The sequence below is a fragment of the Paenibacillus sp. FSL L8-0435 genome (assembly GCF_037965655.1).
Lineage (GTDB): Bacteria > Bacillota > Bacilli > Paenibacillales > Paenibacillaceae > Paenibacillus.
Genome location: NZ_CP150185.1, coordinates 6,954,457 through 6,971,294, shown reverse-complemented (window position 1 = coordinate 6,971,294; position 16,838 = coordinate 6,954,457). Strand labels below are relative to the sequence as shown.

The window sequence follows — 16,838 nt, the reverse complement described above, 5'->3', positions numbered from 1 at the left end:
TTGAGTGGCAGCTACTGCCTGAACTTATACAAATCTTTCTCTGTGGCCGGGGGTTAACCCTCGGCCCTTTGTTTGTTATGCTGAGAAGCATGATGTGAAACTGAGCATGGGTTTACTTTTTCATCGAGAAGAGATAAGAAATGTAGGAGGTAAGGAAAGGATATGTACACAAAAGAAAGCTTGATGCAGCATCTAGAACAGCTTGGTGTGGATAGGCAAGGCACGTTGCTCATTCACTCTTCCATGAAAAGTATAGGCGAGGTTGAAGGTGGAGCAGATACGGTGCTGGATGCCTGTAGCGACTATATGAAAGACGGATTGTTGGTGCTTCCCACTCATACGTGGTCTACCATTAATGCCGATAACCCAATGTTCCACGTGGAAAATTCTACCTGTTGTGTCGGTATTCTTCCTGAACTGTTTCGTAAACGTCCGGGCGTGGTTCGTTCGTGGCACCCAACGCACTCGGTAGCAGCACTTGGAAGGGATGCAGAGGCATTTACGAAGGATGATCATCTCTTCGACACACCATGTGCGAGAGGTTCAGCATGGGGGAAACTGCTTGACCGTAAGGCGACCATTCTTCTGGTAGGCGTTGATTTGAAGCGGAATACATTCATTCATGGGGTCGAAGAGTGGGTGGACATCCCTGGCAGAATGACGGACGAGCATGAGATGCTATATACGGTTTTACCAGATGGAAGTCAGATTTCAGTACCATCCCGCAGACATTGTGGGTTGCCATGGTCGGAGCATTTCTGGAAAGTAGATGAGGTACTGGTTCGCGAAGGTGCGATGCGTACAGGAAAGCTCGGCGATGCGGTCGTAAGAGTGTGTGATGCGGCTAAGACAGCAGAGGTAATTACGGAGATGCTCAAGCATAACCCAGACTTGTTCTCGGACAACGAACCATTCCATTCACCTAATTATGAAGTAGATCTAGTTGGGATGAGTCATGAAGCATATCTCAGAAACGAGGCGCGTTATAAGCTGCAATCGGAGCTGTTGGTCGCAGAGAAACAGGTCGCTGAAGGCGAACGGTTACTTAATCATGAGCAAGTTATAACCAAAATACTAGAAGAGTAGATGCAGCTTGATCAGCAGGTGAAGTATTACTGCCGGAGAGGTTAACTCCGCGAATAGTTTGGATTTTTTGAATAAAACAGGTTGCTGGCTGGCCGCTCAGTTGGACATGGGCGGTTTTTTTTGTGGAACAATCAGATTCCTTCACAAAAGCGCAAAATAGATCAACATTTCGATCAGAGGTTGGTCGGACTTCCAGTGTATGGGCTACTCACCCTCATAGTGGTGTGATAAGATATGGTTAAATTAACCAATAAGTTTGGCGTAGCAGAATTGTATAGGTGTTTATTGAAGTTTTATATACGTATCACTTAGAATCATGAACAACCACGTTGTCATTGTAGCATCTAAGAAGGAGAAGATTCGTGAACCCATTAGTATGGTATGATCTCTTTTTATTTGTCCTATTGTTTGGTGTAGGTGTATATGTGTTTGCTACGGTTAGAATTACGAACTTACATAAGGTATACTTTTTATTTCACGGGTTGATGATGCTCTGGCCTTTCTGTCAATTTGCGAGTACGCTCACGGATGATTCCGGTCTGCAGTTATTCTACATTACCTTATCTTTCGTCGCGGTCTCTCTGCTTGGGAGTGGGTGGCTTCTACTGACGATCTTTATTACCGGTTATTCAGAGCGTTTGAGTGCAAAAGGAACCTTCTTGCTATTTGTCCCTGCGGTGATCGGGGCTATATGTGTGGTCGTTAATCCATGGAACGAGTTCGTCATTCCACTGGAGGGCGGGTACATCGAGCGGGATTACGGTCTTTGGTTCTGGGTTGTGATGACTATTCTGGTGAGCTATTTCTTGACTTCTCTCGTGGTTCTATTCCGGGCGGTGTATTCTTCGCATACGTCTGCCATGATCAAAAAACAGGTGAGAATCACCCTGTGGGGCATCTTGGTGTTGGCTATTTTTGCAACAATTGATGCGATTCTGAATGTCGTTCTAGCCCGCTGGTTGCCGATCATTCCTGGCATGACTTCGCTGGGGATCTTTCTGTCGGACCTCTTCTTCGTCTATGTGATCAAAAGATACAATGTGTTCGATCTGGTCTCCATCGCTCATGAGGATGTTATCAATACCATTCCATATGGCATCCTGGTACTGGATGAGAATGAAGTCATTGTTGAAGCGAACAAAGCCTCACGATCCTTTATGGATCTGCATGTGGGGGATTCTTTTGATATGGAAGCCTTTCTGGAGTCTGTTCATGTTGTGGGCAGCTGTCGAGAGTTCGTGAATCATTATAAGAAAAAAGAAAATACCCTCTCTCACATTGAAGTGATCGTGGAGCGGGACAACAATATCCGGCACTATATCCTGCAATCTTCTCCGATTGTGGATTCGGCTCTTGTGCCGATCGGTCATATCCTTACGTTCCAGGATGTCTCGCAGGAGCGTTTCTACGTGAAAGAGATGAATCGCCAGAACGTAACGCTTCAGGAGCGAAATCAGGCGCTAGACCTGATCCGTCAGGAGTTATCCGAGGCCAATCGCAAACTGGAGGAACTGGCGCTGACGGACAGTTTAACCAACTGTTACAACCGTCGTTATCTGACCCAACATCTGAATCACGAGGTCATTACCAATATTCAATACAAAACACCATTTTCACTCCTGTTGCTCGATATCGACTACTTCAAAGCCATCAATGATCGCTACGGACATGTCATCGGGGATGAGGTGCTCGTTCGCACGGCGGAGGCCGTCAAACAATCGATTCGCAGTACCGATATCCTGACGCGTTATGGCGGGGAAGAGTTCATGATCTACCTTCCGCATACCGAGCATGACTTGGCGAACCAAATCGCAGAGCGCGTGAGAACAGCTGTGGAGTCCAACTTCATTATGGTGGATCACGAGAGTTTGCAGGTGTCGATTACGATTAGTATTGGAATTCTGGCCTTTGAGGATTTTGAAGTTGTGCATGTACCGGACAATCCGGAGGGGTATTTGACGCAACTGTTCGCTGCGGTGGATAAGGCCTTGTATCAGGCGAAGCAGAATGGGCGGAACAGAGTGGAGTTTGCGGAGTTTGAGCGGGAAGTTATTTGAAAAGAGAAATAAGAGAAGAGTGGAGACGTACTCCACTCTTTTTTGGTATTAAAGTAATGATGTTGATACAGATATATTTATTCGGAATTTTTATGTGATTTTTCGATAGCAATTAAAACTTCTTTGCTGATTTTAGTCAATGATAGGATTTCATCTGTACTTTTGCTGCTTATTAAAGTTATATGTTCGTCCAAGGCTCTTTTGTACTCAGAGTCTTCTTTGAATTTAAAGATTTCTTCAGCAGTGACCTGCAATCCATTGATTATTTTCTCAAGAGTCTCCAAAGAAATGTTACGATCTCCCCGTTCAACTCCACCAATATAGCTGTAATGAAGACCTGCTGCTTCCGCCAGTTGTTCCTGAGTCCAGCCTTTTGCCTTCCTTAACTCACGTATTCGATTTCCTACGTCCTCTGGTAAACTCATTTGATCACCTCCACTTAAGGTTAGAAGAGGTTATACAATCCTTACAGACTAATATACGCAAAGGAAATAATTATTAAACAGTACTTATGAGTACAATTTATATTGATCTTCTTTTGGTTTATCTATACAATTATAAGAAAATCGATAATTAAGGAGGATTATCTTTGCGGAAATCTATCCTAAAATCACTCAAACCTGACATCATTGTTGAAATGTTGGAGATGGCTGTGGCTTTTGAAAATTGGAACAAGGTGATGGAGAGGGCGAACATGTTATATCAATGTGTTCAGTCGATCCATGAAGAGCGGCAGGAGTATCAGTCAAAGGGAATGCATGCACTACATATACACATCGAGCGTCCCTTGGTTTACTATTACGGGTTCAGTCACTTAATGCGGGGTAGGGCTCACCAGAAGATGGGACAGGTAGATCAGGCGAGGGCATGTATCGATCAATATGCAGAACTGGGGTGGATGGAGGATCTGGATGAGGTAGGTATGCAGGTGGTTCAGGAGTTCAAGCATAAGGCACAGGTGAATCGGTATGCTCTTGAGATTGAAGCTGGGCAGGTGGAACTGCTGGAGGAGTTTGTGAACTTTTTGCTTGAGCATCGGGAGGAATGGTTGATGGGTCTGAAAGTGATTACGGAAGCAGCAGTGCGGCATAGGTGGCAGATTGATCGGGTTTTACATGTGTTTGAGGATCAGATGCTGGGCGATGGCACAGAAATGAATTCTTCAAACAACGATGATATGTACCATTTCTGTTATCAGCGAGCATTGTATGAACAGTGGATGGGAAGACCACAGGAGGCCGTGGAGTTCATTTTACAGGCGATCAGGTTAGCGGATAAGCTTGGGATGGATCGGTATTTTATAAAGTGCACGGCATTGTTGGAATCATTGCGGGAAGAGGCGACAGCGGAGCAGATTGGGCGGTATCGGGTGATGCTGGAGGAAATGAAGTAGGAGAGGTATTTACTGAAACTGGTAGGATATGCCTTGAAGTGGGTATATGCATATAGGACCATAGCACCGATAAGTAGCACAGATTGTGTTTTTAGCATGGTGAAATCAGGATGTTAGCCGGATAGTTTACATATTACACTTCTGCTAACATAGGATAATCCTATTTCGAATGAGCGGAGAAACGTATGAGTACAATCAAAGTTACCCCTGAACAACTACATCACGTATCGAATCAGGTGGATCAAGCCAGACAACAGTTGGAGAGTATACGAAGTGAACTGACGAGACAGATCATGTTCGTTCAGATGATGTGGATGGGCGCGACGCAGGAGCGATTTTACTATGAGTTCGAGCAGTCACGACCTATACTGGATAAAGCGCTGGAGAGTATGGTGAACACATCGAAGGAATTGAAGGATATCGCCACGCGTTTCCAAGATGCAGATGCTCAGAAGGGAAGTCTGGGTGGTGCGTTTGGAGCAGTCGGTGCTGCAGCTATGATGACCAAATCATCAGGTGATTCAGGTTCGGGTGACAAGGGCTATCGGATGGCGCAAGTCAATATGTTTGGTAAGTGGGTGTGGATGCCTGTCAACGAGAATGGTGTTGCGGATCAGGCTGCTCTTCAGGCTTATCAGAGGGATCAGGGAAATCTGGACTTTAATCGCATGCAAGCTGTGAACGTTGAACCGCCTGGAGAAGATATTTTTGCGTTACAGATCAAGGCATTTGAGATGGGCATTCATCCTACGACAGGAGAGGCTGTATCCGATAAGTATGCTCAGATGATGGTGACCTCTCTGAAGTTTAGTCAGATATTCATGGCGATTCAGATGGTTCGTGGGAATATGCCGGGACGTTCAGGACCATTTAAAACGTCGTCATCTGGTTTGGCATCTAAGATTCAGAATAATATAAACAAAGCTGAACAAAAGGCAGGTATAAGCAATAACAATGGCAATGACTTATATCGTAGAACTTCCAATACGGGAGCCTTCAAGGACTTATCTGAGCCTATGCAATTAAGACATGTTGATAAGGTAGCAGGAGATGCAGGAATAGGACTCAAAGGGGTAAAGATAGAAATAGTCCGGGATGCTGAGCTAGTAGGGAAGGATTTATATGGATGGGCTGATCCGAAAGGTAACAGGATAGTTCTCTATCCGGATGCATTTAGTAGTAAAGAGAATCTAGTTAAGACCCTAGGGCATGAGAGAATTCACATATATCAGACTAAGGTCTTTGGTAAGCCTCAAGATCCGGAAACATTGCTTGAGTATGAGAAAGGAGCCTATGGTTCAGAGAGCTCTTGGTGGGAGTATTATCAACGAAGGGAAAGATAACTATGACGAACTCTAAATTTAAAGATTGGATCAAGGTAAATACAGAGATCATTGAGAACTATCAAAATATATCTACTATTAAATGTCCTAACTGCCAAGAGACTAAAGTTAATTATCAGTATGTGGGAGACACACGTTCAAGAGTAGGTTTTTTAGACATATGGTGTAATTCTTGTCTTCAAGGAGTCCACATTTCTCGAACGAAAGTACCTGAACGCTTAAGTATGATTTCATTTGAAGAGGTAGATGAATATAAAAGAAGAGTGCCGAAGTATACTGCAGTAGAGCCTTTCTAACAATATTGAGCTAGAAAGCAAATCGTTAACAAGATAAGCCCTCATATGTAACAAAAAACATGAAGAATCCGCTCTCATTCGAGAGTCGGATTTTTTCTCGTTCTAACACCAATATAACTCTTGTCAAAACGTAATCATTACGATATGATAATACTCATTGTTTAGATCATAATGATTACGATTAAGAGAGAGGGGCATTACCTTGAATAAAAAGACGCCACTGCTAGCGCTGGTCTCCTTGGCCTTGAGCGCTGGACTGTTGAGCGCCTGCGGATCATCTGAGTCCAGTCCCGCTGCGCAACCATCCACCGATAATAAAAATGTTCACTTCCTATATAACTTCTCCACCAGTTCGCTAGATCCACATGTGGATTCCAGCTATGTGCCGCTGCGCGCGGGCATTACGGAAACGCTGGTTCGTCTCGATGAAGATAACCTGACGGTTGCTCCATGGCTCGCCGAGAGCTGGGAGAGCGAAGACGGGCAGCATTGGACGATTGACCTGCGAGATGATGTGACCTTCCAGAACGGCAAGCCGATGACGGGTGAATCCGTTAAGGCATCCCTTGAGCGGGCGCTGGAAGAGAATGTAGCGATTCAGAACGCACTGAAGATTGATACGATTGAAGCCGAGGGCGACAAGCTGGAGATCACTACAACTCAGCCGTTCCCGGAGTTCGCTTCAGAGCTGGTGAATCCGAACACGGCGATTATCGACGTGAGTGAGCCGGACGTTGTGAACAAGCCCATTGGTACGGGCCCGTTTAAACTGACCTCTTTTACCCCGGGCAGCAAGCTGCAACTGGATCGCTATGATGAATACTGGGACGGAGCATCGCCTCTAGATTCCATCACGTTCTCATTCAATGAAGATGCCAATGCCCGCACACTAGCGCTCAAATCTGGGCAGGTAGATATTGTATACCGTCCAGAGGTAGAGAGTCTTGAATCGCTGAAAGCGATGGACGGCATGACGGTAGAGTCGACATCGACATTCCGCGTGCATCAGCTAACGATGAACATGCAGCGGGAGAGTATGAAGGACCTCAATGTTCGTCGTGCACTGGACGCGCTGATTGACCGTCAGGGTATCGTCGACACGATCCTGCTCGGCTACGGTGAAGCTGCTATCGGACCGTTCCTGCCATCGCTGCCGTTTGCGCCAACTTATGCAGAGACTGCTAAGCAATCCGGGCCTGACGCCGCAGTGAACTATCTTAAGGAAGCTGGATACGAGCTGCAAAATGGCGTGATGACGAAAGATGGCAAGCCGCTGCAATTGACGCTGCTGACGTATTCAGCTCGTGCCGATCTGCCACTGATTGCTCAAGTGTTCCAGTCTGATGCGAAGAAGATCGGTATCGACGTGCAGATCCGCCAGATCGACACACCGGAAGATTATATGGCATCCAACCGTGACTGGGATATTGCGACCTACAGTAATTTGACAGCTCCTCGTGGGGATGCTGGATATTATCTGAATGCGACGTACCATCCGAAAGGTGCTCTTAACTTCAGTGGATCGGAAGATCCAGAACTGACCAAGATCATCGACGAATTGAATCTCACAGTTGCACCGGAGAAGCGTGCAGAGCTTGCCGAGAAGGCAGCCAACTACGTGCATGACAACGTGCTGAATTCATTCGTGCTGCATCCTGGTACGATCGTTGCCTACAACGGCAAGAAGATCAAGAACTGGGTTACCACCCGCAGTGAATATTACATGATTACCAATAAGCTGGATGTGATGTAATGTTTCGCATTTTGCTTCGGAAGTTCCTTGAGGTATTTATCTTTCTGTTGTTCATTATGTTTGTGAGCTTCCTCTTCATTCGTCTGGCTCCGGGTGATCCCGTGCTGACGATAATGAACGTAGACGAACTGTCCGTCAGTCAGGAGCAGGTCGAAGCTGTACGCGAGGAGATGGGCTTCAACGATTCCCTACCTGTCCAGTTTGGCAACTGGTTGCTCGATTTCGTTCGGCTCGACTTCGGTGTATCGTATTCGACAGGCCAGCCTGTCATGCAGACCTTGATGCGTGCGCTGCCAGCCACAGCTGAACTGACGATTGGCGCACTGCTGGTCATGCTCGTCATAGCAATTCCTCTTGGCTCGCTATCAGCGCTCCATCGTGGCAGTTGGATTGACCGTGGCAGCCGGATGCTCTCCATTGTGGGTGCGGCGGTGCCAAGTTTCTGGCTGGGTCTGATCCTGATCGACATGTTCGGCGTACGCTTCGGTAATCTGCCAACCATGGGCCGGGATGGATTCACATCGCTTATTCTGCCATCTCTGACGCTGGGACTTGCCATCTCCAGCGTTTATGTGCGTCTTTTGCGTTCCAGCTTGCTGGATTCACTAAGTCAGGAGTTCGTTCGATCCGCCCGGGCAAGAGGGTTATCCGAAGGCCGGATCTTCATGCTTCACGCGTTTCGGCACAGTCTGCCGCCTGTCATTACGGTATTCGGCGTCAGTCTCGGCAGCCTGATTGGCGGAGTTGTTGTGATTGAAGTGTTGTTCGCTTATCCGGGCATCGGCAAGCTTGTCGTTGACGCCATCCGCCAGCGTGATTATCCACTGATTCAGGGTTACATTCTGATCATGGCTATCGTGGTATTTCTCGTGAATACGGCGGTTGATCTGTCGTACCGTTATTTGAATCCTGAAATGAAACTGAAGGAAAAGGAGGCCCACCGATGAAAACCATACCCCTGCCCATTCCAACGACAAAATCTAAAAAACATAGCTGGCAGGCGATCGTTGGTTTGCTATTTGCACTTCTGGTCATCGCGGCCTCCGTATATGCCTTTTTCGTTCTAAAACATGATCATACCTTAACTGATCTGCGCGGACGATTGCAGGGCGCAAGTGCTCTCCATCCGTTCGGCACCGATCATTTGGGCCGCGATGTACTGACACGTCTGCTGCTTGGCGGCGGCCAAACACTGGGTTATAGTCTGCTGGCACTCGGTGCTGCACTGCTGATCGGTATTCCGTTTGGACTGATCGCAGGATACAAACGTGGCTGGGTCGATAAGCTGTTCATGCGGATCGCTGATGCCTTTCTTGCTTTCCCTGATACCATCGTGGCGATTGTGCTCAGTGGTCTGCTCGGCGCGGGAATCGGCAATCTGGTATTGGCGATTGTGATTGTAAAGTGGGTCAGCTATGCGCGGCTCGTTCGGAGTACAGTTTTATCGGAGTCACAAAAGGATTATATTCGCATCGCCCGCACCAACGGACTTTCGGACGGTCGAATCATGAGAAAACATCTGCTTCCACATATCGCAGGCCATGTGCTCGTGCTGGCCAGTCTTGATCTGGGCAAAATTATCCTGCTCATCTCTTCCTTGTCCTACATCGGCCTTGGCGCACAGCCACCAACACCTGAATGGGGTGCGATGCTGAACGACTCGCGGCCTTACTTCCAGTCTCGGCCGGAGTTGATGATCTATCCGGGTCTTGCCATTGTCTCGGTAGTCTTGCTAGCCAACATGCTGGGTGACTATCTGCGAGACCGGTTTGACGTGAAGAAGGAGGTGCAGCCATGATTCTCTCCATTGAAGAACTAAGCATCTCCAGTCGGGATCGTACTATTGTAGACCAAGTCTCTCTGGCTGTTCGCGAAGGTGAGTTCATGGCATTGGTTGGACAGAGCGGTAGCGGCAAAAGCTTGCTCTCGCAAGCGATTGGTCGTCTGCTGCCGCCCAACCTGCATGCGTCAGGAAGAGTGATGTTCGAAGGCAGCAACCTGCTCGAACGGAAGCCAAAGGAGATGCGTGCCCTGCGGGGAAGCCGCATCTCATATATTTTTCAAGACTATCAGGGAGCGTTTACGCCATTTCGCAGTATTGGTGGGCACTTTGATGAATACCAGAAGGTACATGGGGAAAAGTCTTCTGCCCTCCGTAAGAAAAGGGCTGAGGAAGCGCTGGAATCGGTTGGCCTTAGCGCTGAATTGCTGCGCCGCTATCCGTTCCAGTTGAGCGGTGGACAGCTTCAGCGGGCTTCAATTGCTACGTCACTGATGCTGTCTCCTCGTCTGCTGATTGCAGATGAAGCAACAACGGCACTGGACAGTGTGTCTGGGCATCGCGTATTGGAGTTGCTGGCACGCAAACAAGCGGAGACGGGATGTGCCATTCTGTTTATCACACATGATTGGCGCCATGTACGCCGCTATGCCAGCCGTTTGGCTGTGATGAAGGAAGGGCAGATTGTCGAATCTGGCGGAAAACATCGCATTCTTGACCATCCCCAGCATGAATATACGTGCCAGCTGATTGATGCGGCTCCCGTCCTGAGTCGTTCGCTGAAGTCAGGCTTGAAGGAGGCAGGAACGGAATGAAGATGAACGAAAATGAAAAACGCCGTGGACTCGTGCAGTCCGAAGATTCCGGTGTGCGAAGCCATGATTTTGCTAGAGACTTAAACCATACAGACACAGACAGTACAGTCATAGATATTACAGATACAGATCATGCAGACACAGATGCTGATATAGATACCACGGGTACAGGCAACGTTTCATCGCTCAGCATTTCCGGCGGCCCTGTGCTTCACGTGGGACATCTCAGCCGAACGTATGCAGGTGCAGACCGACCGGCTGTGAATGATATTTCCTTCACTCTGAACCACGGTGAATGCCTTGGCCTGGTTGGGGAGAGCGGCTGCGGCAAGAGTACACTCGCACGCTGTCTGTTGAGGATCGAAGATGCAGATGCAGGCTCGATTACACTGGGTGGACAGGATATTGCACGGCTGAGCGGCCGACGGTTGCGGCCACATCGCCGGAAGATTCAGATTGTTTTCCAGAATCCAATGGCTGCACTAAACCCGAAGCTCAAGATTGCTGATTCGCTGATTGATCCATACGAACAACTTGGACGGAACGCCGAGCTGTCCCACTTTACCTATACGTCGAAGGATGCTTACGTCCAAAAGCTGCTTGAAGCGGTCGAGCTTCCGAGCGATTTGGCTGGACGATACCCGCATGAGCTCAGTGGTGGACAGCGTCAGCGGGTCACGATCGCACGTGCTATTGGCATTGAACCGGACGTTGTTGTTCTGGATGAACCGACGGCCAGCCTGGACGTGATCTCGCAAGGAGCAGTTTTGCAATTGCTCACCGATTTACGGACATCGCTTGGTCTGTCATACGTGTTCATCTCCCATGATCTGGCTGCGGTACATCGCATGAGCCAGCGGATCATCGTTATGCGGGAAGGTCAGATCGTTGACCGTTTTGGTGCAGATGCGTTGTTCGCTGAAGAACGCCATCCGTATACAAAGGAACTGATTTCAATTTTCTGAGTACTCCCGGAGACGCCGGGCGTGGTAATCGTTGATTTATATATGAAGCCGCCTTACGAAGAGATTCGAGAGCGGCTTTTAGTGCATCCATTTGATCACCCAAGTCCCCCTAAATCCGGGTTCCTTTCTTTGTTTTGAACAAATATATCTTTCAGGCCTATAACCGGGCTAACGTTCCGATGTAAACTAGCGTATACTGATGGAATAGCAAATATCTTGAAATTGCATATTTAAATTGCTCTATATTATTGATACACTAGATCAAGGTTATAATCATTCAGAGAAGGTGCGATCCCGTTCAAGAATGGGCTTGCTGCAAATGCCAAATCGATAACGCTTACATCCTTTTGGCAAATATAGGATATAAGGACGGTAGACATGAGCCAGGGACAAACGAGTACAGATGTTATCTTGATTGGTGCCGGAATTATGAGTGCAACTTTGGGAACTTTGCTAAAAGAATTGGCACCAGACTGGAATATTAAGGTTTTCGAAAAGCTAGCCACTGCAGGAGAGGAAAGCTCCAACGAATGGAATAATGCCGGAACCGGGCATGCTGCATTGTGCGAACTTAACTATACCGTTGAACGACCAGACGGAACCGTAGATATTAGCAAAGCGATTAAAGTGAATGAACAATTTCAGATCTCAAAGCAATTTTGGTCCTATCTCGTCAATAGCCGTCTGATTCGTAATCCGCGGGACTTCATTATGCCGATTCCTCATTTGAGTTATGTACATGGAGAGAGCAATGTCCAGTTTTTGAAAAGACGGTATGACTCCTTGTCGAATCACCCGTTGTTCGCAGGCATGGAATTCTCGGATGACAAGAAAGAGCTGGCGAAATGGATGCCGCTGATGATGAAAGATCGTACCAGTAATGAACCTGTTGCAGCGACCAAAATTGACTCCGGTACGGACGTTAACTTTGGTGCTTTAACGCGTATGCTGATCAAACATTTGAAGGAACAACACGTGGGCATCCACTACCAACATAGCGTGAAGAATATGAAACGCACCAGCGATGGACAATGGGAACTATCCGTGAAAAACCTGAAGAGCGGTGCAGTCGAACGCCATAAGGCAAAATTCGTCTTCATTGGCGCGGGCGGTGGAAGTCTACATTTGCTCCAGAAGACGGGCATTCCGGAAGGTAAACATATCGGCGGATTCCCGGTCAGTGGGATCTTTATGGTGTGCAAAAATCAAAAAGTCGTGGAACAGCATCATGCCAAAGTATATGGCAAGGCTTCTGTAGGCGCTCCGCCGATGTCGGTTCCGCATCTGGATACTCGATTTATCGACAATAAAAAGTCGCTGTTATTTGGACCGTTTGCCGGGTTCTCACCGAAGTTCCTGAAGACGGGTTCCAATGCCGACTTAATTACGTCTGTTAAGATGCATAATCTGCTTACGATGCTCGCAGCAGGTGTCAAAGAAATTTCTTTGACCAAATATCTGATTCAACAACTGATGTTATCCAAAGAACAACGTATGGCTGAATTGCGTGACTTTGTTCCGGGTGCGAAGAGCGAGGATTGGGATATGGTTCTGGCGGGGCAGCGTGTGCAGGTGATCAAGGATACCGTCCAGGGCGGCAAGGGTACGCTCCAATTTGGTACGGAAGTGGTCACGTCTGCAGATGGAACGATTGCGGCTCTGCTAGGTGCATCACCGGGTGCATCCACCGCGGTTCAGGTCATGCTTGAGATTCTTCAGCGTTGCTTCCCGCAGCATATGGAGGCATGGGAGCCAAAGATTAAGGAAATGATTCCTTCCTATGGCATATCACTTGTGGAGAACTTGGATCTTCTCAAAGAGGTTCATTCTTCAACAGCCAAGGCGCTGGGGTTATCGGATGAAAAACATGTCATGCACGTATAACCATTACCTTATCGTGTTAGATCATAATGAAGCCATAGAAAAGAGAGCTAAGCCGGGACGAAACCCGTGCTTAGCTCTCTTTTGGTTTATTTGGTATGTCAGAACCTGAACCTGAACTTGAGCTTGGAATTGAACTTGAACATGTCCGCTATCATCGCGTTCCCCGTAGACCTTTTACACAAAGCATACGGATACCGATCGTACAGTACAGCATACAGTTGTAGAGTCATAGAAAGATCGTATCGCTTAGACTCCTATGTTGCGGTCCAAAGGGATGACAAAGGAAACTTTCGTACCTTGGCCCGGCGAGCTGACGATGGTCAAACCTTGTCCGTACATCTGGGTCAACCGGCGATGTGTATTGGTTAATCCAATGCCTCCGGTTCCGCCGGGACCTTTCTTGGGCCAAGCCAGGGCCCGCTCGATCTGCTCGGGCTGCATCCCCACACCATCATCCTCGATTTCAATCAAGGTGGACGCTGCTTGGTTGATGATTCGGATATGCACGGTTCCACCCTCCACTTTGCTGAGAATACCATGTCGAACAGCATTCTCAATGAGCGGTTGAATGGTGAGTGGCGGCAGGGACAGATCAAGATCATCGGGAATATCCCAGAGAACATTTAGCCGGTCCATGAAACGTTCTTTCTCAATGTAGAGATAGGCGCGGGAAAGATCCAGCTCATGAGTGACCTCCACCATTTTCTCCGAATTGACAAAATGAAAGCTGGTCTGAAGGTACTCGATAAAAGCGTCGCCCAGCTTCTGCATTCGCTCCGTGTCCATCTCACTAAGAACCATGATTGAATTGAGCGTATTAAAAAGGAAGTGTGGCTGAATCTGTGCTTGTAAGTAAGCAGCCTCCATGCGCAGTCGCTCATCAATGGATTGTTTCAGTACGATCAGAGACCCGATGCGATGCCTTAATTCAACGGCATCCACGGGCTTGGTGACATAGTCTGTAGCACCGGCCATGAATCCGGCGTATACATCCGCTGGTTCGTTACGGGCCGTCAGCAACAGGATGGGAAGCTCGGATACCGAATAACGCTTGCGTACATTCTCGGTCAATTCATAACCGGACATATGAGGCATCATGACATCGGCAATCAGTAAGTCCCACGGCTCTTTATCCAGCAACTCTAGTGCTTCAAGTGCGGAAGCTGCTGGTTGAATGTGGTATGGTTCATTCGCAAGCATGGAGACTAGTACTCGCAGGTTTACAGGATCATCATCGACGGCAAGAATTCTTGCGGCAGTCTTATCTTGAGAGACGGTCTGCTGCTGCGGCTCTGCAATCGCAATTTCATCGAAGCTGTGAGCGTCCCATTGCTGCTCAGTCCGGTCCGATAGCGATGCGGTACCTTCCCGTGGAAGCGAGATCTGGAAGGTTGATCCTTGTCCAGGTACAGATTGCACGGTGAGCTGACCGCCATGGAGCTCGGTGAGCTGCCTGCTGATATTAAGACCGAGACCGATTCCTCCGCTTAAACGAGCCTCTGGGGTCCCCTGTTCATACGCCTCGAATATTCGCTGATGTATCTCCTCACTTATACCAACACCTGTATCTGAGACTTGAATTACAATGCTTTCTCCATTTTCCCGGACAGATACGGTAATCGTACCCTCATCGGTAAATTTCAGTGCATTATGCAACAGGTTGTAGAGCACCTGAACGAGTCTTCTCTCATCGGCTTGAATTAAAGGCAGTGATTCAGGAATATCTACCTTCATGTGGACAGGCCTTCCCTCAGCCATGAATCGGAACATACCGATCACGCCTGGAATGACAGATGCAAGAGATAAAGGTTTCTTCTGAAGCGTAATGCGTTTTTCCTTCAAACGAATGACATCCAGGAGGTCATCAACGAGTTGGGACATGCGTCGGCCGATGGTAACTAACAGCTTCATGTCTTCTGCCTGCTGCCCACCTGATTTACGCCGTTCACGAACCGCGATACTCTCGGCGATATTGATGATGCCATGCAGCGGTGTACGCAGCTCATGAGCCGTATTCACAAGAAATTGATCCTTCTGCCGATCCTCCTCTTTGAGCTGTTCGTACAACTGCTCAATCTCACTTGAATTGCGGAAGTATTTCCTGAACCAATAGGCGGAGAAGCCGAATATGGCCGCGATCACATCGATCGGATAATACACGTTGGTGATCTCGCTACGCGAGTTCACAATTCCCCATAACACGCTTGATAGGCTGCTAGTTGCCGCAAAGAGCAAAAAGCTGGCGTCACTTCGTTTCTCGGCTGCCATTCGGAAGAACAGGTACACAGACCAGCCAATGGCAAACAGATAAAGGATGTCAGATAGTCCAATCTCAAGTACATGGTAGATCAGGGTCACTGGTGCGACTAGCAGAAATAAACAGTAAGCGCCAAGCACGCTGGCATAGATACGGAACAGTGTACGCCCTTGTAGATTATGGGAGAAGCTTCTAGCCATCTGTATAAGGAAGAATGCGAACAACGGATAGGACAACGCTTTGGCCTTAACGATCCAAGTGAAGTTGAGTGGCATCCAACTCAATAACAGATTGTCATGGTCGGAGGCGACCGTTAGGGCAGCTACCAATGTTAGCATTGAGAACGTCAGCAGAGCTCGTTCCTTCCGGATAAACAGAAACATGACAAAAGCATATAAACTGTGCAAAACCAGTATGGCGAACGTGATCTTTTGCAGATCGATAGACAATCCTCGTTCACTTCCAATGGCTTCTGGAGAACCAAAATAGAGGGAGCGTGTGATCCCGCCGCTATAAGGGTCATCAAAGTTAGCTGTCTGCACCAGAAGATTGATTTCGGTGGAACCATCAAGCGCATAGGAAGTCGTAAATGCAGTCCTCTCCGGTCGATAGGCTTCAGCATGGGTAGCAGGTTGGCCGAATTCGGCCACAATGGTCCCGTTCATCTCGATGATCGATGATGTCTGGATTTTCTGACCCCAGAGAGCGATTTCCTTCACAGATGGATCTAAAAGTATGCGAAGATGATACGTTCCATATCCGAATGATGATGAGGATTGTGGTAATGCATTCCGCCAGTCACCGGGAACTTGAATCCGTGTGGATGGGTTGTCCGCTATCTTCGCGTCACGATTAGAGATTAACGCCTGGGGGTAAAATTCCCATTCTCCATCCAGGGATATGGGTGAAGCGTTGGCGAGGTCCCAGCCTCGGAGGTCCAACACGCCTTTAGCGGGTTCAGGATGTGCGGGTATAGTGAAAGACACGGACCATATCCAGCGAAAGCCAAGTAAAATAGTCAGAAATAGAATTGACAACATTACATATCGGGGTATTTTTTTATAGGTTATTAGTTTCATGGCAGACTTTAGTTTTCGACAGTTTACTTCAAATTCCTGCATGCCCTCCGCCAAAGAAGAACATTTTTTTGAATACCGGAACATAGATTCTATATTTAAATGATAGCGGTCCCACGTCAGGATTTATGGT

At 47.8% G+C, this 16,838-nt stretch carries 11 protein-coding genes and 1 pseudogene; 10 read left to right on the top strand and 2 right to left on the bottom strand.

Going from position 1 to position 16,838, the window contains the following annotated elements; translation table 11 throughout:
- Positions 1-162: 162 nt before the first annotated feature.
- Positions 163-912: pseudogene (locus NST33_RS30755) on the top strand (AAC(3) family N-acetyltransferase); the annotation flags it as partial.
- 536 nt (positions 913-1,448) lie between these two features.
- Complete coding sequence (locus tag NST33_RS30750) at positions 1,449-3,143, top strand: diguanylate cyclase (RefSeq protein ID WP_221820152.1); 1,695 nt, start codon at positions 1,449-1,451, stop codon at positions 3,141-3,143.
- A 77-nt stretch (positions 3,144-3,220) separates the two neighbouring features.
- Here the strand turns inward: NST33_RS30750 and NST33_RS30745 are convergent, their stop codons facing one another.
- Complete coding sequence (locus NST33_RS30745) at positions 3,221-3,568, bottom strand: helix-turn-helix transcriptional regulator (protein ID WP_221820149.1); 348 nt, start codon at positions 3,566-3,568, stop codon at positions 3,221-3,223.
- A gap of 164 nt (positions 3,569-3,732) precedes the next feature.
- Between NST33_RS30745 and NST33_RS30740 the strand changes: the two genes are divergently transcribed.
- From NST33_RS30740 to NST33_RS30705, 8 genes are all read left to right on the top strand, one after another.
- Positions 3,733-4,536 (top strand): DNA-binding protein, encoded by an 804-nt coding sequence (locus NST33_RS30740; protein WP_221820148.1) that lies wholly within the window; start codon positions 3,733-3,735, stop codon positions 4,534-4,536.
- Between the two features lie 185 nt (positions 4,537-4,721).
- Positions 4,722-5,879, top strand: coding sequence for a WXG100 family type VII secretion target (locus NST33_RS30735; protein WP_221820146.1), 1,158 nt, complete (start codon positions 4,722-4,724; stop codon positions 5,877-5,879).
- Between the two features lie 498 nt (positions 5,880-6,377).
- A complete protein-coding gene (nikA, locus tag NST33_RS30730) occupies positions 6,378-7,928 on the top strand; it encodes a nickel ABC transporter substrate-binding protein (RefSeq protein WP_221820144.1) in 1,551 nt (516 codons plus the stop codon).
- On the top strand, positions 7,928-8,875 hold the full coding sequence (nikB, locus tag NST33_RS30725; protein WP_339306263.1) for a nickel ABC transporter permease: 948 nt from the start codon (positions 7,928-7,930) through the stop codon (positions 8,873-8,875). Before nikA ends, nikB begins: the two co-directional genes overlap by 1 nt.
- Positions 8,872-9,726, top strand: a complete 855-nt coding sequence (gene nikC / locus NST33_RS30720; RefSeq protein WP_339306261.1) for a nickel transporter permease — start codon at positions 8,872-8,874, stop codon at positions 9,724-9,726. Before nikB ends, nikC begins: the two co-directional genes overlap by 4 nt.
- A complete protein-coding gene (locus NST33_RS30715; RefSeq protein WP_221820141.1) occupies positions 9,723-10,523 on the top strand; it encodes an ABC transporter ATP-binding protein in 801 nt (266 codons plus the stop codon). Before nikC ends, NST33_RS30715 begins: the two co-directional genes overlap by 4 nt.
- Positions 10,520-11,488, top strand: coding sequence for a dipeptide/oligopeptide/nickel ABC transporter ATP-binding protein (locus NST33_RS30710; protein ID WP_313771428.1), 969 nt, complete (start codon positions 10,520-10,522; stop codon positions 11,486-11,488). Before NST33_RS30715 ends, NST33_RS30710 begins: the two co-directional genes overlap by 4 nt.
- A 378-nt stretch (positions 11,489-11,866) precedes the next feature.
- Entirely contained in the window at positions 11,867-13,372 is a 1,506-nt protein-coding gene (locus NST33_RS30705) for a malate:quinone oxidoreductase (RefSeq protein ID WP_036611787.1), read from the top strand.
- A 246-nt stretch (positions 13,373-13,618) separates the two neighbouring features.
- Here the strand turns inward: NST33_RS30705 and NST33_RS30700 are convergent, their stop codons facing one another.
- Entirely contained in the window at positions 13,619-16,615 is a 2,997-nt protein-coding gene (locus NST33_RS30700; RefSeq protein ID WP_339306258.1) for an ATP-binding protein, read from the bottom strand.
- Positions 16,616-16,838: the final 223 nt, after the last annotated feature.

Excerpts from the sequence above, each read along its gene's own strand:
- NST33_RS30745 (WP_221820149.1), bottom strand. The coding sequence starts at position 3,568 with ATGAGTTTACCAGAGGACGTAGGAAATCGAATACGTGAGTTAAGGAAG.
- nikC (WP_339306261.1), top strand. The coding sequence starts at position 8,872 with ATGAAAACCATACCCCTGCCCATTCCAACGACAAAATCTAAAAAACAT.
- NST33_RS30715 (WP_221820141.1), top strand. The coding sequence starts at position 9,723 with ATGATTCTCTCCATTGAAGAACTAAGCATCTCCAGTCGGGATCGTACT.
- nikB (WP_339306263.1), top strand. The coding sequence starts at position 7,928 with ATGTTTCGCATTTTGCTTCGGAAGTTCCTTGAGGTATTTATCTTTCTG.
- NST33_RS30710 (WP_313771428.1), top strand. The coding sequence starts at position 10,520 with ATGAAGATGAACGAAAATGAAAAACGCCGTGGACTCGTGCAGTCCGAA.
- NST33_RS30705 (WP_036611787.1), top strand. The coding sequence starts at position 11,867 with ATGAGCCAGGGACAAACGAGTACAGATGTTATCTTGATTGGTGCCGGA.
- NST33_RS30735 (WP_221820146.1), top strand. The coding sequence starts at position 4,722 with ATGAGTACAATCAAAGTTACCCCTGAACAACTACATCACGTATCGAAT.